The organism is Acidipropionibacterium thoenii DSM 20276, from assembly GCF_000423445.1.
Classification (GTDB): Bacteria; Actinomycetota; Actinomycetes; order Propionibacteriales; family Propionibacteriaceae; genus Acidipropionibacterium; species Acidipropionibacterium thoenii.
Window position 1 is genome coordinate 1 of sequence record NZ_AUHZ01000013.1, and the last position, 23,259, is coordinate 23,259.

Genomic DNA, 23,259 nt, shown 5'->3' on the forward strand with positions numbered 1-23,259 from the left:
GACATCGTCAGAGTGTGTCCGAAGGACGGGGTGCCCGAGCGCCAGGACATCTCCACACGGTCCTCGACCCGCGTCACCTGCCCGGACCCCAACCGCATGGTGCCCGAGATCGAGAAACTCCGCGACACCAGACCCTCATCACCCGACTGCCCGGGGGTGGTCACCACCGGAGCACTCGGGCATCCCACCAATGCGCACCGGACTCCGCTCAAAGTCGACGCATGACCAGCTCCGATGAGGGCAACAATGACCACCGCCAGGAGACCCGCCAGTGCCACCAGCCAGCGCCCGCGGACAAACCGTCCACGCATCAGTGCCTCAGCACGATCAGTTGATACACATCCATTCCAATGCTGTTCTTTGCTGCTCATTGTGCATTTTGTGTCCACGTACTACTCGATGAAAACACACGACTTCTTTTCTTCGATACCTGCCCATACTCGACGCGGTCTTGGCCCACCTGACCAGGACCGGCCTGTCACCACTGGCCAAATGCGCGGGCCCAACCGTGGTATTCGACACAATCGGAGTCCAACCAGACTGACCATGAACTTCTGGCCCAGAACACTGGTTCACTGTAAACTACGCGTGCTGTCGCCCGTGTTCTCATTTCTTCGTTTCCGACGCCCCCATAGAACTCCTAGTCCTACAGAAACAGCTAGTACACGCACAAACAGTTCTTGCTGGTTGTGCAAGGGGAGGTCTATCCCCCACAGCCACAAAAGTGACCCCGAATCCCGCGAGGTATGGATCTGTGGTCACGCTATCTGGCGATCCTACAAAGAGGTCTATTAGCGCGTCACTCTTTTTGAGAATTGCAACCCTTTGTTTCAAGATGTCTGTTGAATCCTGCTCCGCCTTCGCCATAGGAGAAATCGGATTCACTCGATCGCCCTGTGGCAGCTCGGCCACCAGGGGAGCTTGTCGCACAATGCGGCCAGTTGACTCACCGCAGGACTACTGACAACCAGCAACGCCACAGTGAGAGTCGTCGCGACCAGGCGCCCGAGCTGACAGGTCATCATCGCAACTCCATCCTCGTAGCACGATGTCACCTGCATCATCCCATCTCGTCATCCCAACGAGGCTCTGCGTGACGGACCATCTACCATCGTGGCCATGGGAACCCGGACCACCACGCTGCGTCGATTCCTGGGCAGCGGGGCTGTGGAGGTCGGTCTGGCCGGCCTGCTGCTCCTGCCGGACGTCCTGCCCTTCCATCCCGGCACCGAGGCCGCACTGGCCCTGGTGGCGGGGGTGGTCGCCTGCGCCGGCGCCGGCCTCACGGCCTGGCGCCCCAGGATCGGCGCGGTGATCAGCTGCATCGGGTTCGGCGGCCTGGCCCTGCTTCCCGCCGAGCTGGTCGGCACCACCCTCTACGCCCCGATGATCGTCATTCTCTCGTGCGCATGGCACGGGGAGTTGTGGACCGCCGGATTCACATCGCTGTGGGGATATCTCGTCTCCCTGGGGCTGACCCTCCGCAGAACGACGACAGCGGCCCAGGATGCCCAGGCGATGCTGTTGTGGTGCGGCTTCTATGCGCTTCCATGGGTGATCGGCCTGGCTCTGCGACGGGTGGAGCTCACCGAGAGCCACCGATTCGCGGTCAGGGCCGAGGCCCAGCGCCGGGAGATCGCCGCCGAACTGCACGACAACCTCACCCATGAGCTAGCACTCATCACCATGGCCGCCGAGGCGGCCCGCATCGATCCGGGGGCCGACCGCGACGCGGCCCTGGTCGAGATCGCAGCACGAAGCAGGCGCAGCTCGGCCTATGTGACCAAGCTCGTGAGACTGTTGCGGGTGGGGCGCACCTCACCCCCGGTCACCTTCTCCGCAGAACTCCAGCGCGGTCACGCCAGCCTGTCACAGGCCGGATTCAGCCTGGAGATCTACACCGACTGCGATATCGAGACCCTCAGCCCGGTGATCTCGAATGCGCTGGGCCGCATCACCCATGAGGCGTTCAACAACATCCTCCAGCACGCCGATCCGAGCCAACCTTGCGAGGTGAGCGTGCGAGCCTCTGAATCCCGGCTCGCAGTCTCCGCCACGAATGCGACGAATACCGCCTACCTCGGTGACGACCTGGGCATTATCGGCATGCGGGAACGGGCCGAGGGGATCAACGGCACCCTCAAGACCCGGCTGTCGGACGGGTACTGGTCGGTGACGGTGTCAGTTCCCGTCTCCATGACCGACGGACAGTTCTCCTGAGTACGAGGCCACACCGCAGGGTGTGCCATCATGACGCGGGGAGCACCCCGGCACAGCAGCACCATGCTCCGAGCATTCTCAGCTCACATCGATCAGTCGAGCATTGTTGAGATTTGGGCTCAGGAGAGGTTCGCCATGGCACTCGCAGGCGACTCGCTCACCTACTCCACCCAGGCCTGGTGCGCCGGCACCGACCTGGCGGACCTGCAGAAACTCTTCGGGGTCGAGCAGTACGCCCAGACACCGACCATGGACAAGACCCTGGCAGCGCTGCAGAAGTGCCGCGGCTGAGCCTCCCCCGCCTTCTGGCTCAGCCCGTTGCCAGTGTCCCGGCGCCGGGTCCCGGTAGGTGCGTCAGTCTGGCCGACCAGGTCCCGTCATCGTGGCGCAACGCCATCCCCTGGTCCTCCAGTACTCCCAGGCACACCAGTGCCACCCCGATTCCCAGACCGGCCCCCTGGGCCACCTCGTCGGCCCCCACCGATCCCCTCGAGGGAAGGGCCTCATAGGCGTCGCGAACATCGGGTGGCAACGCGTCCATCGCTCGCGCTGGTCCCGGTTCCAGTGGCAGGTCCGGCTGGATGGGGCCCACATCGCATCGGATGTCGTCGGCGTCGCGCACCAGAATCGCCCTGGTGTCACGAATCCACTGGTTGGGACCAGCAGATCTGCTCGAGGTCACCGGGCCGGGCACCGCCATCAGCGGCCGGTACAGCTTGTACGCCCAGTTGGCGGTGCTGAGCGCCCCCGAGCGGGCCGAGGCCTCCACCACCACGACGCCGGTGGACAGGGCCGCGATGAGCCGGTTGCGTGCCAGGAACCCCGGTCTGGTGGGGTAGCTCCCAGGCGACCGTTCCGAGACCATCACCCCCTCGGCGAGGATCCGGCTGAGAACTCCGGAGTTGCCCTTCGGATACAGCTGATCGAGCCCGCAGGCCTGCACGCACACCGTCGCACCGCCTGCCGCCAGCGCCCCGCGATGTGCCGCGATGTCGATTCCATAGGCGCCACCGGAAACAATGGTCCACGGCGGTGGGGCCCCGATCATCGGACTGGTCCGGGCCAGCTCGTGGGCCAGGTCCATCGCGACATCCTGGCCGTAGCCAGTGGCCGCCCGGGAACCGACGATTCCGATCGATGCGGCCGTAGCCTCCGCGAGGTCCAGCGGTCCGCGGGCCCACAGGCCCACCGGAGCACCCCCCATCTCCTGGTGCGCCTGGCCGGTGACCAGGTCGTCCAGGCCCTGGGGCCATTCCGGGTCGCCGGGGATGATGAACCTCATCCCCAACCTCTCGGCCGCCTCGACGAGCCGCTGGGGATCCAGCGACTCGGCCCGTGCGAGCCAGGGCGGATGCTCCTTGCCGGCCTGCACCCGTTCCCACAACTGGGCGCCGGTCCACCTCACCAGGTTCGCCTTGAGGATGAGACTGCCGGGTTCCACCACGGCCGACAGGCAGGCTCTGGCGAGCCTCTCCCCGGTCCACTCCTGCGTTGTCATGCCAGTTCTCCTCGTCTCAGCGCCATGGCTGCTCTCAACTGGGTGTCTCCCACCCGATCCGTGCCGGCGAGATCGGCCAGGGTCCAGGCGATCCGCAGCACCTTGTCGACTCCCCTGGCGCTGAGCCGGCCGCTGGCCAGTGCGTCCTCCAGCAGTCCGGCCTGCTCAGGTGGTGGCAGACGACGCCGCAGGTAGGACCCGGAGACATCGGAGTTGACCAGCCACGGCGTCCCCGCCAACCTGTGGCGGGCTCTGGCCCTGGCCTCGGCCACCCGGGCGGCCACCACGGCGCTGGACTCCGCTCTGGGCATCAGCTGCGCCCCCATCAGGGCCGCACTGCTCAGCGGCCGCATCCGCTGGTGGACATCCACCCGGTCCAGCACCGGCCCCGAGAGTCTGGCGCCGTACCTCATCACGGTCTGCGGGGTGCACCTGCAGCGCCCTGAGGGGTCGTCTGCCATCCCGCAGGGGCAGGGGTTGAGGGCCATCACCAACTGAAAACGAGCCGGGTAGCGGATCTGCGCCAGGGCCCGCCCGATGGTCACCCAGCCGCTCTCCAGAGGCCCGCGCAGCGAGTCGAGCACGCGTGGCGGGAACTCCGGGGCCTCATCGAGGAAGAGCACTCCCCGATGAGCCAGCGATACCGCTCCGGGTCGTGGAATGCGGGCTCCGCCACCGATCATCGCGGCCATCGAGATGCTGTGATGGGGCTCGGCCAGAGGCGGCCAACAGATGAGATCGCCAGCGGGGTTGGTGCCGGCCAGCGAGTACAGCGCGGTGACCTCCAGGGCCTCCTGCTCGACCAGCTGGGGCAGAATGCTCGGCAGCCGGGCCGCGATCATCGACTTGCCGCATCCTGGTGCCCCTCTCAGCAGCAGGTGGTGGCGCCCGGCAGCTGCCACCTCCAGAGCGAAACGGGCCTCCTGTTGTCCGATCACCTCGTCGAGATCCGCCACGAATCGGCCCGGTCCCGTCTCGGGCGGATCCTCCTCATCGGCGCACGGGGCCGGACCCGTCGGCCTGCCGGCCAGCACACTCACCAGATCGACGAGTTCAGCAACCGCCCAGATCGTCAGCCCGCTCACCAGGGATGCTTCCCTGTACTGGCTGGCGGGCACCACTGCCCGGGTGAAGCCTGCTGCCCGTGCTGCCAGCAGCGCCGGCAGCACTCCCCTCACCGCCCTGACCCTGCCGTCCAGGCCGAGCTCTCCGAGCAGCACGGCCGAGCTCATCACAGCGGTGTCGACCACCTCCTCGCTGCCCAGTGCCGCGGCCGCTATCGCCAGATCGAAATGGCTGCCCGCCTTCGGCAACGAGGCCGGGGTGAGATTGATGGTGAGCAGGTGTTCGGGCCATCTCAGTCCCGATGCCCCCACCGCAGCCCTGCACCGGTCACGCGCCTCGTAGAGAGCGGCGTCGGGAAGACCCACCAGGACGGTGCGCGGCAGTCCGCCACCGGTGGCCGCCTCGACCTCCACCATGGCGCCCTCCATGCCGACCAGTGCCACCGACCAGGCACTCGCCCCACTCATGAGATGCCCCGGACGTGATCGACCACCGGATCTGCGCCGGCCACCCGCCGGATGCCTATCGCGTCCAGCCGGATCCTCGGTATCCACTCGGGGGTGGAGGTGACGAAGGCCACTGCCAGGGCCCGCAGTTTCCGGATCTTGGCGGCGGTGATGGCCTCCAACGGATCGCCGAAGGCCGTGCCGGACCGGCACTTCACCTCGATCAGGACGAGGGTCTGCGATGTCGGTGAGGGGCCGGGTTCAATGGCCACGATGTCGATCTCGCCCAGCTCGCAGGCCCAGTTGCGAGCCAGCACCTGCCAGCCGAGCTCGCGCAGATGGGCGGCAGCGACATCCTCTCCCCAGGCGCCGAGGCGCGCACGACGGTCATGGCGACCTCGCAGCGCAGCTCCCCGCGCAGTGGTGACCGGGGCCGGGTCCGACGGGGGTGTGGCGGGTGACATGGGAACCACCTCCTCACCAGCAGTTATCGTGGTGAGAAGCCCGACCGGTCAGTTATCCACAGACCATTCCCTGTGAATTCCTCCCTGGGAAGTTGTCCACAGGCAGCCTGCCCGGTGGCCCGGCACTACTTGTCGGGAACCTCCAGCTCGGAGTGCACGATCTCCTCGATGGAGACGTCGCGGAATGTCAGAACCTTGGCGGTCTTGACGAACCGTGAGGGCCGGTACATGTCCCACACCCAGGCATCCGCCATGGACACCTCGTAGTAGACGTCGCCGCCCTCGGTACGCACCTTGAGGTCGACGGCATTGCACAGGTAGAAGCGGCGCTCGGTCTCCACGGCGTAGGTGAAGATCCCGACCACGTCCTTGTACTCGCGGTAGAGCTCAAGCTCCACACGGCTCTCGTACTCGTCAAGATCATCGGCACTCATGATGCATGCACTTTAGCCGCTCGGGCCACGTTGGCATATGTCAGCCGGTGCTGGGGACTGGGCCCCAGCTCCTCGAGTCGCTGCTGGTGCAAGCGGGTGGCGTATCCCTTGTGGATCGCGAACCCGTAGCCGGGCAGCTCCGCGTCCAACTGCACCATCATCCGGTCCCGCACCACCTTGGCGACCACCGACGCCGCCGAGACGCAGGCACACACAGCGTCGCCCTTCCACATTCCCAGTCCGGGCACTCCCAGACCATCGACGGGAAACCCGTCGCTGATGACGTACTCCGGTCGCACCGACAGCTGGGCGACAGCACGGCGAAGGGCCTGGATATCGGCCTCCTGCACTCCCAGCCGGTCGCACTCGGCGGCCGGTATGGCGACCCAGGCGCTGGCCCTGGCGTGCGCCACGATCTGGCCGAAGCACCGCTCCCGAGCCCTGGCGGTCAGCTTCTTGGAGTCGGCAAGCCCGCTGATCCGCCCTGCACGACCCTCTTCCAGGATCACTGCGGCTGCCACCAAGGGTCCCGCGCAGGCTCCCCGTCCGGCCTCGTCGCAGCCGGCGACCGGTCCCAGGCCGAGCCTGCGCAGCAACCTCTCTGGCCCCATCGGGCCCGGTCCGACCCGGTTCATGATCCGCTGCAGGTCTCCCCCAGGCAGATGCTGGCGCGCGCCGGGGCAGAGGCCGAGCGGTCGGGTATTCCATCGAAGGTCGCCGGGATGTGCAGGATCCTCATCCGCGACAGCGGGACGACGACGGCCTTCGCCGGGCCGACGACGTCGCCAACCGGCACGAAGGCCGCGGACCCCTGGTACTGCCCGCCGATGTCATCCAGATGGAACCTGGAGTCCCCGGAGGCGTCCCGGTGGTCGCCCATCACGAAGATCCGGCCCTTGGGCACGACCACCTTGAAGGAGATGGTGGAGGGGGCGACGGTCTGGCCGCCCTCGCGGTAGAGGTAGGAGGTCTCGTTGAGGACCTTGGAGTTGACGGTCATCTGACCCTGCGGGGTGCAGCAGACCACGGTGTCCCCGGGCATCCCGACCACCCTCTTGATGAGATAGTTGGAACTGGTGTTGGGCACCAGTCCGATGAACTCGAGGATCTGACCGCCGACCGACCGCTTGGCAGGGTCACCGCCGAGCCAGTGCTGGGAGTCCTTGAAGACGACGATGTCGCCGCGGTGGAAGTCCATCACCCGCATCGCCTCGACCCGGTCGCCGATCTCCAGGGTCTGCTCCATCGACCCCGAGGGAATCACGAAGAGCTGGGCGACGAAGGCCCGCAGACAGGCCGAGATCACCAGGGCACCGACCACGATGACCACCAGCTCGGTCACACCGCTGCGGAACCGGCGCCATCGAGGGGGTTGATCGGTAGGGCTGGGATCCTCCAGGTGGGGATCCGCTGGACTGCTGGCGGCCACGGTCGTCCTTGCCGGCGATGTCTTGGACGCGGGAGTCTCCCGGACAGCAACGCCATCGGCATTCTAGTCAGCACCCTGGACGCACGAGGGGATCCCCGCCGCAGCGGGGATCCCCTCAGAAGGTGCAGTGAGACGGACTCACCGGTTGGCGTGCTTGTCCTTGATCTTGGCGGCCTTGCCGCGCAGACCGCGCAGGTAGTACAGCTTGGCCCGGCGGACCCGGCCCTGACGCTCGACCTCGATGTGATCGATGATCGGTGAGTGCAGCGGGAAGGTGCGCTCGACACCGGTGCCGAAGCTCAGCTTGCGGACGGTGAAGGACTCCTGGATGCCACCGCCCGCGCGAGAGATGCAGACGCCGGTGAACAGCTGGACACGGGAGCGGTTGCCCTCGACGACCTTGACGTACACCCGGATGGTGTCGCCCGACCGGAAGTCGGGCAGATCGTCGCGCATCGCGGCCTTGTCGATCTCCTGGATGACATTGCTCATGGAAGTTCCTCGCCGGTGCCACAGGTCACCTGGTGTCTCTGATGTCTGTTGTCTGACCCGCCTGGCCGGGCGATCCCCCCGTGGCAGGAGCCGGCGCCGACAGGCACAGTCCACAATTATGACATGCTCGGCCTCGCGGCGCCATTCGTGTCGTCGGAGCCTTCTGTGGTTCGGATACCGGCTGGGTCATCACGGACTCGCAGAACCACCGGCACGGCGTGAGGCCGCACCTTCTCCTCCAGGAAGTGCAGGCTCACTGCCGCGATCACGGCGACGCCCATCGCGACGTCGCGGAAGACGAACCAGCTGTGGATCTGGGAGTGGTTCTTCATGATCTCCAGGTAGCCGGGGACATACAGCACGGGAATGAGTAGGACGAGCATCCCCACCAGACTGTGACGGTCACGCAGGAGCAGCCACGCGATGATGACCAGGGCGAGCACGATCACCATTGTCAGCACGTACTGCGAGAGCGGGTAGGACAGCCACATGCGGAAATTCGTCATGGTGGTCGCTCCGGGTTCCAGATTCACCGCGTAGTGGCGGCCAGTAGATGACACGTCGCCATCGAGACGGAACTTCGCAGTGTTCCTCACGTTGCTGACCGTCGTGCGCCAGCCGTTGTAGGGCATCGCCTCGAACCATCGGGCAACCCAGGTGCCGACGAAGCCGACAAGCCAGCCGAGCGTCGAGGAGGCCAGGAAGGCGAGCGTGGTGCGAATCCTGCGGCTGCTCGTCCAGCCGGCCAGCCCGGCCATCGCGACGGCCAGGACGCAGGAGGCCGGCGGGTTCGTCAACAGGTCCATGAATGCGAACAGCCCGCCAGCAATCACCGCCAGGTAGCCGGCCGCCTGCCACCTGCGACTCAGCTGGAGCACCATGGCCCCGGTGGCCAGAATGGTCGCCTGGGCCAGCGCGTGGGTGAACTGCGAGGTCAGCGCCAACAGATCGGTGGTGCCCAGATAGACGCCGATCAGCCCGATCGCCGCCCACAGGCCGGCGCGTTTCGCCAGCATGACGGCGAGGTAGAACACCGCGGCCACCAGGCACAACAACGACACCACCCGAGCCATGTAGACCCCGCCCAGTGCCAGCGCAGGCCTGGAGACCACTGAGAAGCCGGACCAGTAGCGGATATAGGGGCTCGCGCCACCGGTGAGCTCGTTCGGGTGCCTCTTGAAGTGCCCCATCATCACCGCGACCTGAGGTCCCCCGGTGCACCGCGGAACCATCGAGACCCGCTTCCACAGCGGCATCTGCGAGTGCGCCGGAAGAACGCCGATGCAGTATCCGATGGTCTCGGTGTAGGTGTCGGTCCGGTTGCCCAGCCCGTTCGGCTGATAGCTGGCCGAGTTGAGCCCGCTCCGGGACTGGGCGACGACCTGGTTGATGATCCGCCCGTTGGGAATCGCGAACCCGATAGCCAGCAGCACTGTGCACCCGACGATGGTCGCGAGAAGCGTCGCCAACACTTTGAGGATGTATCGCCAGACCACTCGCCACCAAACGGCGGTCTTGTTGTGTGTCACGAAGCGCCCTCCCTCGAGGTCCTGAATCCACCCACGGGATTCACAAGCGATCAATGTACGATCCGCATCCTGCCCGACACGGCAGATGTGCCGGTCCCGAGGAACCGGCCCATCCTGGCGACACAACTTGGGACTCACCCCTGCGCAGAGCCCCCGCCACGGGGGTTGCGAGGGGGTCGTCCCCCTGCCTCGATCAGCTCAATCTTCCTTGCCGTCGTGCTTGAACAGCGAGGCGATGAGGTCACGGTTGAGCTGGCTGATCGACTCCAACGGAATGCCCTTGGGGCACACCGCCGCGCACTCTCCGATATTGGTGCAGCCACCGAACCCTTCGGCGTCCTCCTGCGCCACCATCGACTTGACGCGCAGCACCCGTTCCGGCTGGCCCTGCGGGAGCATCGCCAGGTGGGTGATCTTTGCCGAGGTGAAGAGCATCGCCGAACCGTTGGGGCAGGCCGCCACGCAGGCGCCACAACCGATGCAGGTGGCGGCGTCGAATGCGCGATCGGAGCGCTTCTTGTTGATCTGAACGGCATGGGCATCGGGAGCTGCACCGGTGTTGACCGAGATGTAGCCACCTGCCTCGATGATCCGGTCCAGCGCCGAGCGGTCGACGACCAGGTCCCGCAGCACCGGGAAGGCAGCTGCCTTCCAGGGCTCGATGGTGATCGTGGAGCCGTCGGCGAAGGAACGCATGTGCAGCTGACAGGTGGTGGTGCGCACGGGCTGTGCGACTCCCTGGCCACCGTGCGGCACACCGTTGATCACGACACCGCACTGACCGCAGATACCCTCACGGCAGTCGGAGTCGAAGGCCACGGGATCCTCCCCCGTGGCAGTGAGCTGCTCGTTGAGCAGGTCGAGCATCTCCAGGAAGGACATGTCCCCGGAGACCCCGTCGAGGGTGTACTGGACCAGATGGCCCTTCTCGGCCTGATTGCGCTGGCGCCAGATACGCAGATTGATTTTCACTTGTAGCTCCTCTGCTTGACCTGGATCGACTTGTAGATCAGCGGTTCCTTGTGCAGCACCGGCTTGTGACCCTCACCGGTCCACTCCCAGGCGGCGACGTACTGATAGGTGTCGTCGTGACGCAGCGCCTCGCCCTCCTCGGTCTGGGACTCGGCACGGAAGTGCCCGCCACAGGACTCACGACGGTGCAGCGCGTCGATGCACATCAGCTCACCGAGCTCCAGGAAGTCGGCGAGTCGTCCGGCACGCTCGAGGGTCTGGTTGAGCTCCTCGTTGACGCCGGTGACCTTGACATTGGTCCAGAACTCCTTGCGGAGGTTGCGGATCAGGCCGATCGCCTTGACCAGGCCGGCCTCGTTGCGCTCCATCCCGCAGTACTCCCACATGATGTGGCCGAGTTCCTTGTGGATCGAGTCGACAGTGCGGGTGCCGTCGATGGACAGCAGCTTGTTGACCCGGCTCTCGGCATCCTGGCGGGCGGCGACCGCCGCCGGATGCTTGGTGTCGACCGCCGGGAACTTCGGGGAGTCCGCGAGGTAGTCGGTGATGGTGTTCGGCAGCACGAAGTAGCCATCAGCCAGGCCCTGCATCAGGGCGGAGGCACCCAGCCGGTTCGCACCGTGGTCGGAGAAGTTGGCCTCCCCGCAGACGAACAGCCCTGGGATGGTCGACTGCAGGTCGTAGTCGACCCACAAGCCGCCCATCGTGTAGTGCACCGCGGGGTAGATCCGCATCGGAACCTCGTAGGGGTTCTCGTCGGTGATCCTCTGGTACATGTCGAAGAGGTTGCCGTACTTCTTCTCGACGGCCTCCTTGCCCAGCCGACCGATCGCCTCGGAGAAGTCCAGGTAGACGCCGCGCGAGCGCATGTGCTCGGTGCCGTCGGGGTCGATCTCCTTGACCTTCGGCCCGACACCCAGCCCCTCGTCGCAGCGGTACTTGGCCTGCCGGGAGGCGATGTCACGGGGAACCAGGTTGCCGAAGGAGGGGTAGATCCGCTCCAGGTAGTAGTCCCGGTCGGCCTCAGGAATCTGGCGGGGATCCTTCTCGCAGTCCTCGGCCTTCTTGGGCACCCAGATGCGGCCGTCGTTACGCAGCGACTCCGACATCAGGGTCAGCTTGGACTGATTCTCGCCGGCCACCGGGATGCAGGTCGGGTGGATCTGCGTGAAGCACGGGTTGCCGAAGAAGGCACCCTTGCGGTGTGCCCGCCAGGTGGCGGTGACATTGCAACCCATCGCATTGGTCGACAGGAAGAACACGTTGCCGTAACCGCCGGTGGCCAGCACGACGACGTCGGCGAACCACTCCTCGATCTTGCCGGTGACCATATCGCGGGTGACGATGCCGCGGGCGCGACCGTCGGCGACGATCAGCTCGATCATCTCGTGGCGGGTGTGCATGTGCACGGTGCCCGCGTTGACCTGACGCTCCAGGGCCTGGTAGGCGCCGATCAGCAGCTGCTGTCCGGTCTGGCCACGAGCGTAGAAGGTGCGCTGCACCTGGACGCCGCCGAAGGAGCGGTTGTCGAGGAGGCCGCCGTACTCGCGGGCGAAGGGGACGCCCTGGGCGACGCACTGGTCGATGATGTTGGCGCTCACCGCGGCCAACCGGTAGACGTTGGTCTCACGGGCGCGGTAGTCGCCGCCCTTGACCGTGTCGTAGAACAGCCGGTAGACGGAGTCGCCGTCGTACTTGTAGTTCTTGGCGGCGTTGATGCCACCCTGGGCTGCGATGGAGTGGGCCCGGCGCGGCGAGTCCTGGTAGCAGAAGTTCTCGACGCGGTAGCCGGCCTCACCGAGGGTGGCAGCCGCGGCTCCGCCGGCCAGTCCGGTACCGACGATGATGACGGTCATCTTGCGACGGTTGGCCGGGTTCACCAGACGTGAGGTGAACTGGCGATCGGGCCAGATCTTGTCAATGGTGAGGGCCACGTTCGCCTTGGTGTCGTGGATCTCCTCACCGGCCTGCCAGTACTGGCCGGCCAGTTCGGCGTTGGTCTCTTTGGCTGAAGTGGACATCAGTTGGCCCCCCCGACGATGTTGAAGAAGATGAGGAAGGGAGGCACCAGGAAGCCGACGAAGATGACGGCTCCGACCGCCCAGGAGCACAGCCGCAGGACCTTGCGCGTGATCCCGGAGACGTTGGCGCCCAAGGTCGCGAAGGCGCTCCAGAACCCGTGGCTGACGTGGGCGCAGATGGCTGCCATCGCGATCACGTAGATCACGATGAAGATCCAGTTGCCGAAGGCCGTGAAGACCATTCCGGCGCGCCCGTCAGGACCGTCGTGCGGGTTGCCGAAGGCAGCCGGGGCGATGGTGAACTGCAGCAGGTGCATGACCACGAACAGCACGATGATGATGCCGCTCCAGATCATGGTGCGGGCAGCGTAGGTGTTGTTCGGGGACAGCGACTTCTTGATCGAGTAGCGTCCGGCACCGCCCCTGCCCGCGACGTTCTGCTTGGTGACCCGGGAGGCCGACCAGATGTGCAGTATGACGCACAGCAGCAGGACGCACCTGAACATCCACAGGAAGGTGTCACCTGGGAGGATCGGGTTGAGGATGGTGCGCAGGAACCCTGCGTAATGGTTGAAGTCTTCGACACTGATGAGAATCTTCAGATTGCCGAACATGTGAAAGAGCAGGAAGAGGACCAGGACCAGTCCGGTGACGGCCATGAGGGCCTTCGCCGCGACGCTTGATCGCACCGCTCTCTGATGAGTACTAAGTGTTGTAGTCGCCACGGCGACACCATAGCCAACCGACTACGTCACCGTGTAGTGGACCCCCCGATTGGGGCCTCACTGCCCCGGCTCTCAGCTCACAACAGGTCGGGTCTGCGGCTGCCGGTGATCTCCACCGACTGGTCGTGACGCCATTGGGCGATCCTGCCGTGGTGGCCGCTCATCAGCACCTCCGGAACCTCCAGACCGCGCCAACTCACCGGTCGGGTGTAGTTCGGGTACTCCAGCAGGCCCTCCTGGCCGGGCGAGTAGGACTCCTCGGTGAGCGACTCGGGGTTGCCGATCACCCCGGGGATCAGCCGGACCACCGCCTCGGTGATGGCCAGCGCGGCCACCTCCCCGCCATTGAGGACATAGTCCCCCAGGCTCAACTCGTGGAGGGTCCACCGGGTTCGCAGGTACTCCAGTACCCGATGGTCGATGCCCTCGTAGCGCCCGCAGCAGAACAGGATCCGGCGGGCCGTCGACAGCTGCTCGGCGTCGCGTTGACGGAACGGGTACCCCGAGGGGGTGGGCACCACGACGTGGATCTCGGGGTCGGGCTCGGTGCCGAGCAGCTCATCGAAGGCCTCCCCCCAGGGTTCGGGTTTCATCACCATTCCCGCTCCGCCACCGCAGGGGGTGTCGTCCACGGTGCGGTGCCGGTCGTGGGTCCAGCGACGCAGGTCCCAGAAGTGGGTCTCCACCAGACCGTGCTCGGCGGCCTTGCCGAGCAGCGACAGGTGCAGCACCTGGAAGTAGTCGGGGAAGATCGACAGATAGTCCAATCGCGTCACCGCAGTCACCCTCAGAGCGCCTCCTCGGCCTGGTCGTCGACCAGGCCACCGACCTCTGCCAGGGTGAGGGTCCCGGCAGCCAGGTCGACACCGGTCACCAGGGCCGACACGAATGGCACCAGTCTCTCGACCCCGTCGACGTCGATGGCCAGCAGGTCCTGAGCCGGCAGATGGATGACGTCGGTGACCTCCCCCAGCTGCTCCCCCTGGCTGTTCAGGACCGTCAGGGCGCGGAGCTGGCGGTCGTAGTACTCGTCATCGCCGTCGGGCAGCTCATCGGCAGCCACCTCGGCGACCAGCACGGCGCCCTTGAGAGCCTCGGCGGCGGTCCGATCGGCCACCTCTGCGAAGTGCACCTGGAACCCGCCCGACAGGTCTCGACCGGCGGTGACATGGAGCTTGCGGCCGGTGCCCTCGATGCCGACCAGCGAGCCCGGCGCGAAGCGACGGGAGGGTTCGTCGGTGCGCAGCGAGACCAGGACATCTCCTCGCAGCCCATGGGCCCTACCGACCCGGCCGACCACGACCTCCAGGTGTTCACTCATTGATGCTCTCCTTCGAATCTGGACCCCCGGCACGACAAGCGGCCGCGACCCTGTCAGGGCCACGGCCGCCATCGGCTCCGGTGAGATCTCCGGGACGCGCTCAGCGACGTCGTCCGCCGCGACGGTCCACGTCGACGAAATCGACCCGGACCTGCTCACCTGCGGCGAGGGCGTCCACCACGGTGCGCAGTGAGGAGGCGGTACGGCCCTGGCGGCCGATCACCTTCCCGATGTCGGAGGGGTTGACGCGCACCTCGAGCATCTGACCGCGGCGCAGTTCCTTCTCACGCACCCGGACATCGTCCGGATTGGAGACGATGCCTGAGACCAGGTGCTCGAGAGCCTCGGTGAGCATCTCAGGCCTCGGCCTTCTCGGCGGGAGCCTCCTCGGCCGCAGCCTTGGGGGTGATGGCCTCACGGGCAGGCTCGTCGGCCTCGGCGAGGGCGGCGTTGAACAGCTCGTCCTTGTCGGGGCGGGCCGGCTGCTCGGTGACCCCGGAGGCGGTCCTGCCCCCGGTGAAGGCCTGCCAGTCGCCAGTGCGCTTGAGCAGCGCCACGACGGCCTCGGTGGGCTGGGCGCCGACGCCCAGCCAGTACTGTGCGCGCTCGGAGTCGATCTTGATGATCGACGGATCGCTCTTGGGATGGTACTGGCCGATCTCCTCGATGGCACGGCCGTCGCGCTTGGTGCGCGAGTCCATGACGACAACGCGGTAGTGCGGGGTACGGATCTTGCCGAGACGCTTCAGACGAATCTTGGTAGCCACGTGTGTGGATTCTCCTATGGGACGCACCCGGGCTGATGACCCGGGAAGAACGGGTGAGGACGCCGCCGTTGTGGGGCACGCGGTGACGACTTCGAGGAACCACCTGGACGGCGAGAGAGGGTACCGACCGGGCAGAAGCTCTCGCCATTCTGCCACATCACACCGATCGGTGGGAAACCTCGCGCGAAGTCACGCCGGGTCCAGCACGACTCTGCCGCGCAGCACGATGAACATCGGCCGGTCGAGGGTGCTGAGGTCGGTGCGCGGGTCGGCGTCGAGTACCAGCAGGTCAGCGGACCCGCCGACCTCCAGCTGGCCCTGCCCCAGCCACTCCCGGGCACGCCAGCAGGCGGCCCCCAGGGCGAACTCAGGGCCCGCGATCTCGGCGAGCCTCGTCACCTCCCGGCTCACCAGGCCGTGCGGCACGGTGCCTCCCGCGTCGGTGCCGGCGTAGACCGGGACCCCGGCGTCGACCGCTCTGCCAATGGTCTCCTTGACGTGGGCGTGGAGGTGACGCATGTGGGCGGCATAGACCGGGAACCGCTGGTCGGCGGAGGCCGCGATCGCCGGGAAGTTGTCGATGTTGATGAGAGTCGGCACCAGTGCGACCCCGCGGACCGCCATCTGCGAGATCGTCTCGTCGGTGAGTCCGGTGCCGTGCTCGATGCCGTCGATGCCGGCCGCCACCAGCTGGGCGGGAGCCTCCTCGGAGAAGCAATGGGCGGTGACCCGGGCGCCGAGTTGATGGGCCCGGTCGATGGCGGCGCGTGCGACATCGGCGGGCCACAGCGGGGCCAGGTCCCCCTCCTGGCGGTCGATCCAGTCGCCGACCAGTTTGACCCAGCCGTCGCCGGCCCGGGCCTGCCGTTCCACCTCGGCGACCAGGTCGTCGGGGTCCACCTCGGCGGCGTAGTCGCGGATGTACCGCTTGGGCCGGGCGATGTGGCGACCGGCTCGGATGATGCGGGGCAGGTCGGGGCGTTCATCGATCCAGTGGGTGTCGGCCGGGGACCCGGCGTCTCGGAGCAGCAGCGTGCCGGCGGCGGTCTCGGTGAGGGCCTGCTGCTCGGCGACCCGGGGGCTGACCGCCCCCTTGGCGTCCAACCCGATGTGATTGTGGGCGTCGACCAGGCCGGGCATCACCCAGCAGTCCCGGGCCAGGGTCCGGGCCCCCGGCAGCGGGCCCTCGACGAGCACTCCGTCGTGGATCCACAGGTCACGCTGGTCCCCGGCGGGCAGCACCACTGCGCAGATCCGCAGATCCTCGGCCGGGGCCAGGCGGGCCAGCGCGGCGGGATCGATGTGGGTGTGGGTGGACCCGTCGTGGGTGTGGGTGTGGAACAGTGGCGAACCGTCCTGTGGCCCGGTCATCTCAGCGCGGGCCCTTGTTCTTCTGGTTGAACATCTGCTCCATGCCGGGAGGCATCCGGAAGTCGGCCATCGCCTTGCTGAGATCCTCCTGGGAGGTGGGCAGCCCGGCCGCCGGGGTGCCGAACGGATTGCCGGTCTCGGCGGGCTTCCGGGAGGTGCCGGCCTTCTCCTGGGCGGCCCTCTTGGCAGGATTGCCGGAGGCCCCCTTGCGGCGCTTCTGCTGCTTCTTGCGCTGCTGCTTGGCGCCGTGCTTGGCCATCGACCCGACCATCCCGCCACCCATCCCCTGGCTCATCTGGGTCATCATCTTGCGGGCGTCGACGAACCGGTTGACGAGGTTGTTGACGTCTCTCACCTCGACTCCCGACCCCTTGGCGATCCGGGAGCGTCGGGAGCCGTTGAGGATCCCGACGTCGGCCCTCTCGGCGGGGGTCATGGACAGGATGATGGCCTCGATCCGGTCGACCTCGCGCTCGTCGATGTCGGAGATCTGGTTCTTCATCTGGCCGACCCCGGGGAGCATTCCCATGATCTTGGACATCGGCCCCATCTGGCGCATCTGCCGCATCAGGCCGAGGAAGTCGTCGAGGCCGAACTGGCCCTTGCCGGCCAGCAGCTTCTCCGCCGCCGCCTGGGACTGCTCCTTGTCGAAGGCCTTCTCGGCCTGCTCGATGAGGGTGAGCATGTCGCCCATGTCGAGGATCCGGGAGGCCATCCGGTCGGGGTGGAAGACGTCGAAGTCCTTGAGGCCCTCGCCGGAGGAGGCGAACATGATCGGCCGCCCGACCACCCGGGCGATCGACAGTGCGGCGCCGCCCCGGGCGTCGCCGTCGAGCTTGGTGAGCACCACCCCGTCGAAGCCGACCCCCTCCTGGAAGGCCACCGCGGTGTTGACGGCGTCCTGGCCGATCATCGCGTCGACCACGAAGAGGGTCTCGGAGGGGTTGGTGGCGGCCTTGATGTCGGCGGCCTGGCGCATCAGCTCCTCATCGACGCCCAGGCGTCCGGCGGTGTCGATGATGACGACGTCGTAGAGCTTGCGACGCGCTTCCTCGACCGACTCCCGGGCGACCTCGACCGGGTCGCCGACGCCGTTGCCGGGCTGCGGGGCGAACACCTTGACCCCCGCTCGTTCACCGACCACCTGCAGCTGGGTGACGGCATTGGGGCGCTGCAGGTCGCAGGCCGCCAGCATCGGGGAGTGGCCCTCCTCCTTGAACCAGCGGGCGAGCTTGCCGGCCAGGGTGGTCTTCCCGGCACCCTGAAGCCCTGCCAGCATGATGACGGTGGGCGGGTTCTTGGCGAACCGGACGGTGCGGGTCTCCCCGCCGAGGATGCCGACCAGCTCCTCGTTGACGATCTTGATGATCTGCTGGGTCGGGTTGAGCGCCTTGGACAGTTCCTCGCCGTGACAGCGCTGCTTGACCGAGGCGACGAACTCCTTGACGACGCCGAGGTTGACATCGGCCTCCAGCAGCGCGATCCGGATCTGACGCGCTGTGGCGTCGATGTCGGCGTCGGTCAGTCGGCCCTTGCCGCGCAGGCCCTTGAAGGTCGCTGCGAGTCGATCCTGGAGTGTGTCGAACACGGGTGAGTTCCTTCGGTGGACTTGTGCTGGCAGTCAGCGACCACAGTACCGCCGATGGACCCCGCGACTCACAGTCCGTACTGTCCCAACCACCGCATCGACTCCGAGATGAAGGGGGTGTAGGTGCTGGTGTGGTGACCTCCCTGGGCGGTGAGGATGAAGGCGAACTGGTCCATCGTATGGGCGTGGTTCCAGAAGTCCTGGCCGTCGGCCCAGACCTGTCCGTAGGACATCGCCGGGTTGGCGGCGTCCCCCCAGGTGGACTTGTCCGCCCGGCTCATCACCGACAGGAAGCGGACCTCACTGGGCACATTCCTCGCCTTGACCCGCATGATCGGCGAGTTCTCGTCACGGGTCTGCTGGGTGACCTGGGAGAGCTGGGGCTGCCCGTAGACCGGGTGGTAGTACGGCGCCAGGCCGAATCCGGCGCGGAACTCGGTGTGGTATTTGATGGTGAAGTTGGCGGCGCAGTAGCCGCCGGTGCTGTAGCCGGCCACGAACTTCGAGGCGGCCGTGCGGCCCACCCGGTAGTGCTTCTGGATCCTGGTGATGGCGGTGCGCATGATCCAGCTCTGCTGCTTGATCACGCCGACATCGGTGCACTCGGTGTCCTGCCCGGTGCGGATCTCCCCGGGCAGGAAGACGATCACGTACGGGTTGGCCTTGTACTGCTTGATCATCTCCAGGCCCGGGCCGATCAGCGGGACGGAGACGTTGTCCCGGTCGCCGTTGTCGCCCTCCCCGCCGATCCAGTAGAGCACCGGGAAACGGGTGTGGACCTGGGAGCGCTCGAAGTACTGCGGTGGCAGCCAGACCGGGACATGAGCATTGCGGGCGTCGGTCCCCGGCATCATGATTCCGGCCATCAGGCCGTCGGGATGCGGATTGTCCTTGCTGATCGGGATCCTCTTGACGGCCGTGCGATGGATGTCGATGAGACCGTGGCGCGGCGCGACCGGGGCCTCTCCGAGCAGTTCTCCCCAGCTGGTGTAGAAGCCGTAGGTGTTGTTGATCGGCAGGAAGACCGCGACCAGGGCGATGAGCTGGCAGCAGAACACCAGCAGTGCGCGGCCGATCCCCCGCCCGATTCTGCGCAGCCGACCGCCGGTGGCCCGCCACCCCCACCACAGACCGATCAGGATGGGGACCAGCACCGCCAGGCCCATCATCGCCCAGGCCAGCTGCGGACTCATGATGCCGACCAGCAGCAGCGGTGTCCGAGTGGTCACGATGCCTCCTCCTCACGGTGCGCCCCGGCCCACAGCGCCAGCAGCAGGAAGGGAAGTCCGACATGGCCTGCCGCCGCGTAGCGGAAATCGGTCAGGGGTACCGCGATCAGCAGCGTCAGGACCATCCCGATCAACGGCAGGAAGGCCAGCGAGCCGCGTGGACGTCTGGCCAGCAGTGCCGAGCACATCGCCAGGATCGCCGCCCAGATGACCAGCGGCATCCGATAGGTCAGGCCGGTCACCGGGTTCGTGGACACCGTTCGGGCGACGTCCAGCAGCTGTCCAGCGCCCAGCCTTCCCCCGCTGACCGTCGCGAGCCGGTCGCGGTCATCGATGACGATGCTGCCCGAACCCCGCTTGGTGCCCGGGTCGACCCTCAGGAAGACCGATCCGGGATCGAGATACCGGCCCGCCAGGGCATACCACGACAGCGCATAACCGGTGCGGTTGGCCGGCATCGCCTGCGCCCAGGTCCTGATGAACTCGCGACGGTGGTGGTTGAGCCAGCGGTTGTTGAACCCGCGCGGATCGAACTTGATGTTGTCAGACAGGGTCGGGTTGTAGTCCTGGCGCATCCGCTCCAGAGGCATCAGATGGGCCAGCGTCCGCTGCTGGGCGGCCTTCAGGTGTCCGTACCGGTTCGCCCAGGCCAGTTGCTGAAGCGGCAGCCCGGCCGCCTCCACGAAATCGCTGGGCACCATGCCAGCCTTCTTGTAGCCGGGCCCCTGTAGGGCGAACACCAGCGCCATCATGATCGCCGAGCTGATCGGCACCGCCCACCACCGCCACCCGTGGCGCCGTGGCGCAACCAGGCGTGGGATGAGGAACAGGCAGACCCCCGCCACCATGAAGGCGACGATGTAAGTCCCGTTGTTGCGGGTGAAGGACAGGCCCACCAGGCCTGTCAGGAATCCCGCCAGCGGCCATGGCCGCGTCAGCCAGGTCCAGCCGCGCAGCCCTGCCTCGGCGAGCAGCACCGTCATCAGGGTCATCACCAGTGCGAACAGGGTGTCCTTCTGCATGGTGATCGACCACATCGCCACCGACGGGTCGAGGGCCAACCAGGCCAGCGCCAGGATGGCGGGCACAGGCCCTGCGCGATAGCGCAGCCAGACCACGCAGATCGCCAGCCCGAAGGCCAGCAGGAGGGCCTGCAGCACGGAGAACACCGCGGTGCCGGCGGTGAAGCTGCCGCCGATCCTGATGCACATCCCGACCAGCAGTGAGAAGGCGATCGGGTGGTGATTGTTGAGCGGTTGCATGCCGGTGCCGATCCGGATCGACGACCAGGAGTCGCGCACCACGATGCCGGGCCAGAAGGCCAGCAGGTAGGGGGCCCAGGCTGCCAGCATCAGCACTGCAGAGATCGCCCACCAGGCGGCCTTTCGGCCTGCGGTGAGCTTCTGGGAACGCACCCGGCGGGGATGGGCGAGGACCTCCAGAAGGACGCATATCACCGGCACCGCGATCAGCCAGTCGACCGCGAACTCGACCCAGGGCGAGATCCGGGTGTGCCGGTAGGGCGGATGCAGAGCAGGATCGAAGCGACCCCCGAGCACCCTCATGATGGCCAGCACCGCTCCGAGCAGGATCGCCACCAGCCACAGCCCGGGCCGGCGGATCGTGGCGCTCAGCCGCACCGCGGAGGCCAGCACCAGCCATCCGATCGCCATCGCGATCCACTGGCCCGCCGACGGGAGGCCGGTGTGGCCGGTGAACCACCACCCGGCTGTCAGCACCGCCGAGCACACCAGACTGATCAGCACACCCGCCGGGCCGCCGGCCATCCCCCTGACTCCCTCGGCCGACTGCCACCGATCCGTCCACTCAGACATCACTCCACCTCATCCATCCGACCCACCTCAGGTCGTCGCGATCAGGACGACGCCGACCAGGATCGCCGTGACCCCGCCGATCCTCCACCGATCGAGGCTCTCACCCAGGAACAAACGGGCCAGCAGCAGAGTCCACAGGTAGGTCAGTGCGGTCATCGGCAGCACCACCGAGAGATCCATGTGGCGCAGCACCCAGATGTTGATGACAGCGGCGCACAGATAGCCCGCAGCACCGGCCCACAGATGCCAGTTGCGGATCAGCCGCGCCGGGCGCAGATCCCCCGATGCGAGCTTGAGCATCCAGCTCGACAGCGCACCGATCAGGGTCATGGTGAGCATCCCCGCCCACAGCAGCAGTGTCACCGCGCGCTCCTGGCGACCATCGCGACGCCTGCCACTACCGCGGCCACCCCGATGACTCGTCCGGCCGTGATCTGCTCCCCCAGCCATGTCCAGCCGGCCAGCAGGCTGAGCACATAGGACAACCCCAGGATCGGTTGCAGCACCGACAGCTCGCCGAATTGGTAGGCGATCAGCATCAGCAGCGCGCCGACCCCGTAGCAGCCGAAGCCGATGACGATCTCAGCCGCCCTCCCGGTGGCGGCCAGCTTCCACATCAGTTGGCCGGTACAGGTGAACAGTGAGGACACCACCATCAAGATGATGCCGATCGGCGCAGTGGCCGCCCCGGAGGTCTGCCTGCCGATCCGCTCGCTCTCAGCCACTGCGATGTTGCCCCGCGCCCTGGGACCGTTCCACGCGCTGCGCCGGATCCGGGCCGGTGCGCTCGCGCAACTGCGGGTCCAGCTGGGACCGATTGGCCGCCAGCAACCTCTCGATGTGGTCGTGGTAGTTCGTCATCACCTCGTACAGCTGGCGGCTCTTGGCCACCTCGACGTCGAGGATGAGCGCCACCGCCCAGCACAGCACGGCCGCCATGCCCAGCGCGACCGAGACGATCAGGGTGGGGAACCGGGGTACCTCGCCGGACCGCAGATACTCCAGGAACACCGGGAGGAAGGTCACCACACAGGCGATTGCGAAGAGGGCACCGAGCCATCCGAAGAAAGCCAGTGGATGGTAGTTCTTGAACAGTCTGAACACCGTGCGCAACACCTTCAGACCATCTGAGTAGGTGTTGAGCTTGGAGTCCGAGCCCTCGGGCCGGTCGCGGTAGTCGATCGGAACCTCGCGGACCTTGAGGTTCTTGTCGACGGCGTGGATGGACATCTCGGTCTCGATCTCGAAACCCCGGGAGAGCACCGGGAAGCCCTTGACGAAAGTGCGCGAGAAGGCCCGGTAGCCGGTCATGATGTCGGTGATGTCGCACCGGAACAGCCGGTTGATGAGGCCTCGCACAACGGCATTGCCCATCTCGTGGAAGGGCCTCTTGTTCTGAGCCGCGTAGGTCGTGGACAATCGGTCGCCGATGGCCATGTCCGCCTGGCCCGAGAGCACCAGCTCCACCAGCTGTGGGGCGTACTCGGCCGGGTAGGTGTCGTCCCCGTCGATCATCACGTAGCAGTCCGCATCGATGTCACGGAACATCGAGTGGATCACATTGCCCTTGCCCTGGCGCCACTCGTTACGCAGGTGGACGTGATCGTCGGTGGTCGCCAGCGCTGCCACGATCTGGCTGGTGCGATCGGTGGAGTTATTGTCGTAGACGTAGATCTGAGCGGCCGGCAGTGCTGCCCGGTAATCAGCGACAACCTTCGCCACGGTGGCCTGCTCGTTGTAGCAGGGGATCAGCACGGCGATCCGCGCGGAGTCCAGTCGCATCTCGGCCATCTCCGCCAGCCCGTTGTCGTCACCTGGGACCTGGGAATGCCCGGGCACAGTGAGGTCCATTG

Annotated in this window: 24 protein-coding genes; 2 read left to right on the forward strand and 22 right to left on the reverse strand. The window is 66.7% G+C overall.

Features of this window, described 5'->3' with window-relative positions; genetic code table 11:
• Positions 1–1,119 precede the first annotated feature (1,119 nt).
• A complete protein-coding gene (locus G554_RS0105590) occupies positions 1,120–2,220 on the forward strand; it encodes a sensor histidine kinase (RefSeq protein ID WP_027587131.1) in 1,101 nt (366 codons plus the stop codon).
• Positions 2,221–2,355: 135 nt separating this feature from the next.
• On the forward strand, positions 2,356–2,511 hold the full coding sequence (locus G554_RS17570) for a hypothetical protein (RefSeq protein ID WP_154654191.1): 156 nt from the start codon (positions 2,356–2,358) through the stop codon (positions 2,509–2,511).
• A gap of 19 nt (positions 2,512–2,530) precedes the next feature.
• On the opposite strand, the gene dprA is transcribed toward G554_RS17570, so the two are convergent.
• The 22 genes from dprA to G554_RS14955 all read right to left on the reverse strand — a co-directional run bounded on the left by dprA (position 2,531) and on the right by G554_RS14955 (position 23,257).
• The gene (gene dprA / locus G554_RS14940) at positions 2,531–3,718 is read right to left on the reverse strand and encodes a DNA-processing protein DprA (RefSeq protein WP_051232535.1); all 1,188 of its coding nucleotides are present in this window, start codon (positions 3,716–3,718) and stop codon (positions 2,531–2,533) included.
• A complete protein-coding gene (locus G554_RS0105605) occupies positions 3,715–5,250 on the reverse strand; it encodes a YifB family Mg chelatase-like AAA ATPase (protein WP_036924803.1) in 1,536 nt (511 codons plus the stop codon). The genes dprA and G554_RS0105605 overlap by 4 nt, the downstream gene beginning before the upstream one ends.
• Positions 5,247–5,693 carry a YraN family protein gene (locus tag G554_RS0105610; RefSeq protein WP_027587133.1) on the reverse strand — a complete coding sequence of 149 codons (447 nt, stop codon included), beginning with the start codon at positions 5,691–5,693 and terminating at the stop codon, positions 5,247–5,249. Before G554_RS0105610 ends, G554_RS0105605 begins: the two co-directional genes overlap by 4 nt.
• A gap of 125 nt (positions 5,694–5,818) precedes the next feature.
• On the reverse strand, positions 5,819–6,127 hold the full coding sequence (locus G554_RS0105615; RefSeq protein ID WP_027587134.1) for a DUF2469 domain-containing protein: 309 nt from the start codon (positions 6,125–6,127) through the stop codon (positions 5,819–5,821).
• Positions 6,124–6,738 (reverse strand): ribonuclease HII, encoded by a 615-nt coding sequence (locus tag G554_RS0105620; RefSeq protein ID WP_027587135.1) that lies wholly within the window; start codon positions 6,736–6,738, stop codon positions 6,124–6,126. Before G554_RS0105620 ends, G554_RS0105615 begins: the two co-directional genes overlap by 4 nt.
• Positions 6,739–6,758: 20 nt before the next feature.
• Positions 6,759–7,556, reverse strand: coding sequence for a signal peptidase I (gene lepB, locus G554_RS14945; protein WP_051232537.1), 798 nt, complete (start codon positions 7,554–7,556; stop codon positions 6,759–6,761).
• A 138-nt stretch (positions 7,557–7,694) separates the two neighbouring features.
• Complete coding sequence (rplS, locus tag G554_RS0105630; protein WP_027587136.1) at positions 7,695–8,048, reverse strand: 50S ribosomal protein L19; 354 nt, start codon at positions 8,046–8,048, stop codon at positions 7,695–7,697.
• Between the two features lie 116 nt (positions 8,049–8,164).
• Positions 8,165–9,577: a hypothetical protein gene (locus tag G554_RS0105635; RefSeq protein ID WP_154654192.1), complete on the reverse strand. Its 1,413-nt coding sequence runs from the start codon at positions 9,575–9,577 to the stop codon at positions 8,165–8,167.
• A gap of 198 nt (positions 9,578–9,775) precedes the next feature.
• Positions 9,776–10,549, reverse strand: a complete 774-nt coding sequence (locus G554_RS0105640; protein WP_027587138.1) for a succinate dehydrogenase/fumarate reductase iron-sulfur subunit — start codon at positions 10,547–10,549, stop codon at positions 9,776–9,778.
• Complete coding sequence (locus tag G554_RS0105645; protein WP_154654193.1) at positions 10,546–12,570, reverse strand: fumarate reductase/succinate dehydrogenase flavoprotein subunit; 2,025 nt, start codon at positions 12,568–12,570, stop codon at positions 10,546–10,548. Before G554_RS0105645 ends, G554_RS0105640 begins: the two co-directional genes overlap by 4 nt.
• Positions 12,570–13,229, reverse strand: coding sequence for a succinate dehydrogenase cytochrome b subunit (locus tag G554_RS0105650; protein WP_027587140.1), 660 nt, complete (start codon positions 13,227–13,229; stop codon positions 12,570–12,572). The genes G554_RS0105645 and G554_RS0105650 overlap by 1 nt, the downstream gene beginning before the upstream one ends.
• A 143-nt stretch (positions 13,230–13,372) precedes the next feature.
• Positions 13,373–14,071 (reverse strand): tRNA (guanosine(37)-N1)-methyltransferase TrmD, encoded by a 699-nt coding sequence (trmD, locus tag G554_RS0105655; RefSeq protein WP_036924828.1) that lies wholly within the window; start codon positions 14,069–14,071, stop codon positions 13,373–13,375.
• An 11-nt stretch (positions 14,072–14,082) separates the two neighbouring features.
• Positions 14,083–14,616: a ribosome maturation factor RimM gene (gene rimM / locus G554_RS0105660; RefSeq protein WP_027587142.1), complete on the reverse strand. Its 534-nt coding sequence runs from the start codon at positions 14,614–14,616 to the stop codon at positions 14,083–14,085.
• A 100-nt stretch (positions 14,617–14,716) separates the two neighbouring features.
• Entirely contained in the window at positions 14,717–14,971 is a 255-nt protein-coding gene (locus tag G554_RS0105665; RefSeq protein ID WP_027587143.1) for an RNA-binding protein, read from the reverse strand.
• Position 14,972: 1 nt separating this feature from the next.
• On the reverse strand, positions 14,973–15,383 hold the full coding sequence (rpsP, locus tag G554_RS0105670) for a 30S ribosomal protein S16 (protein ID WP_027587144.1): 411 nt from the start codon (positions 15,381–15,383) through the stop codon (positions 14,973–14,975).
• Positions 15,384–15,572: 189 nt separating this feature from the next.
• Positions 15,573–16,754, reverse strand: coding sequence for an amidohydrolase family protein (locus G554_RS0105675; RefSeq protein ID WP_027587145.1), 1,182 nt, complete (start codon positions 16,752–16,754; stop codon positions 15,573–15,575).
• A gap of 1 nt (position 16,755) precedes the next feature.
• Positions 16,756–18,342 (reverse strand): signal recognition particle protein, encoded by a 1,587-nt coding sequence (gene ffh / locus G554_RS0105680; protein WP_027587146.1) that lies wholly within the window; start codon positions 18,340–18,342, stop codon positions 16,756–16,758.
• A 68-nt stretch (positions 18,343–18,410) separates the two neighbouring features.
• The gene (locus G554_RS0105685; RefSeq protein ID WP_245569963.1) at positions 18,411–19,571 is read right to left on the reverse strand and encodes an alpha/beta hydrolase-fold protein; all 1,161 of its coding nucleotides are present in this window, start codon (positions 19,569–19,571) and stop codon (positions 18,411–18,413) included.
• Positions 19,568–21,406: a DUF6020 family protein gene (locus tag G554_RS0105690; protein WP_027587148.1), complete on the reverse strand. Its 1,839-nt coding sequence runs from the start codon at positions 21,404–21,406 to the stop codon at positions 19,568–19,570. Before G554_RS0105690 ends, G554_RS0105685 begins: the two co-directional genes overlap by 4 nt.
• A 27-nt stretch (positions 21,407–21,433) precedes the next feature.
• Complete coding sequence (locus G554_RS0105695) at positions 21,434–21,769, reverse strand: EamA family transporter (protein ID WP_051232538.1); 336 nt, start codon at positions 21,767–21,769, stop codon at positions 21,434–21,436.
• Positions 21,766–22,131, reverse strand: coding sequence for an EamA family transporter (locus G554_RS14950; RefSeq protein WP_245569964.1), 366 nt, complete (start codon positions 22,129–22,131; stop codon positions 21,766–21,768). Before G554_RS14950 ends, G554_RS0105695 begins: the two co-directional genes overlap by 4 nt.
• Complete coding sequence (locus G554_RS14955; protein WP_211220409.1) at positions 22,124–23,257, reverse strand: glycosyltransferase family 2 protein; 1,134 nt, start codon at positions 23,255–23,257, stop codon at positions 22,124–22,126. Before G554_RS14955 ends, G554_RS14950 begins: the two co-directional genes overlap by 8 nt.
• Positions 23,258–23,259: the final 2 nt, after the last annotated feature.

Coding starts and splice junctions, on each gene's coding strand:
- G554_RS0105590 (WP_027587131.1), top strand. CDS start 1,120: ATGGGAACCCGGACCACCACGCTGCGTCGATTCCTGGGCAGCGGGGCT.
- G554_RS17570 (WP_154654191.1), top strand. CDS start 2,356: ATGGCACTCGCAGGCGACTCGCTCACCTACTCCACCCAGGCCTGGTGC.
- dprA (WP_051232535.1), bottom strand. CDS start 3,718: ATGACAACGCAGGAGTGGACCGGGGAGAGGCTCGCCAGAGCCTGCCTG.
- G554_RS0105605 (WP_036924803.1), bottom strand. CDS start 5,250: ATGAGTGGGGCGAGTGCCTGGTCGGTGGCACTGGTCGGCATGGAGGGC.
- G554_RS0105610 (WP_027587133.1), bottom strand. CDS start 5,693: ATGTCACCCGCCACACCCCCGTCGGACCCGGCCCCGGTCACCACTGCG.
- G554_RS0105615 (WP_027587134.1), bottom strand. CDS start 6,127: ATGAGTGCCGATGATCTTGACGAGTACGAGAGCCGTGTGGAGCTTGAG.
- G554_RS0105620 (WP_027587135.1), bottom strand. CDS start 6,738: ATGGGGCCAGAGAGGTTGCTGCGCAGGCTCGGCCTGGGACCGGTCGCC.
- rplS (WP_027587136.1), bottom strand. CDS start 8,048: ATGAGCAATGTCATCCAGGAGATCGACAAGGCCGCGATGCGCGACGAT.
- G554_RS0105645 (WP_154654193.1), bottom strand. CDS start 12,570: ATGTCCACTTCAGCCAAAGAGACCAACGCCGAACTGGCCGGCCAGTAC.
- G554_RS0105650 (WP_027587140.1), bottom strand. CDS start 13,229: ATGGCCGTCACCGGACTGGTCCTGGTCCTCTTCCTGCTCTTTCACATG.
- rimM (WP_027587142.1), bottom strand. CDS start 14,616: ATGAGTGAACACCTGGAGGTCGTGGTCGGCCGGGTCGGTAGGGCCCAT.
- G554_RS0105665 (WP_027587143.1), bottom strand. CDS start 14,971: ATGCTCACCGAGGCTCTCGAGCACCTGGTCTCAGGCATCGTCTCCAAT.
- G554_RS0105675 (WP_027587145.1), bottom strand. CDS start 16,754: ATGACCGGGCCACAGGACGGTTCGCCACTGTTCCACACCCACACCCAC.
- G554_RS0105690 (WP_027587148.1), bottom strand. CDS start 21,406: ATGTCTGAGTGGACGGATCGGTGGCAGTCGGCCGAGGGAGTCAGGGGG.
- G554_RS14955 (WP_211220409.1), bottom strand. CDS start 23,257: ATGGACCTCACTGTGCCCGGGCATTCCCAGGTCCCAGGTGACGACAAC.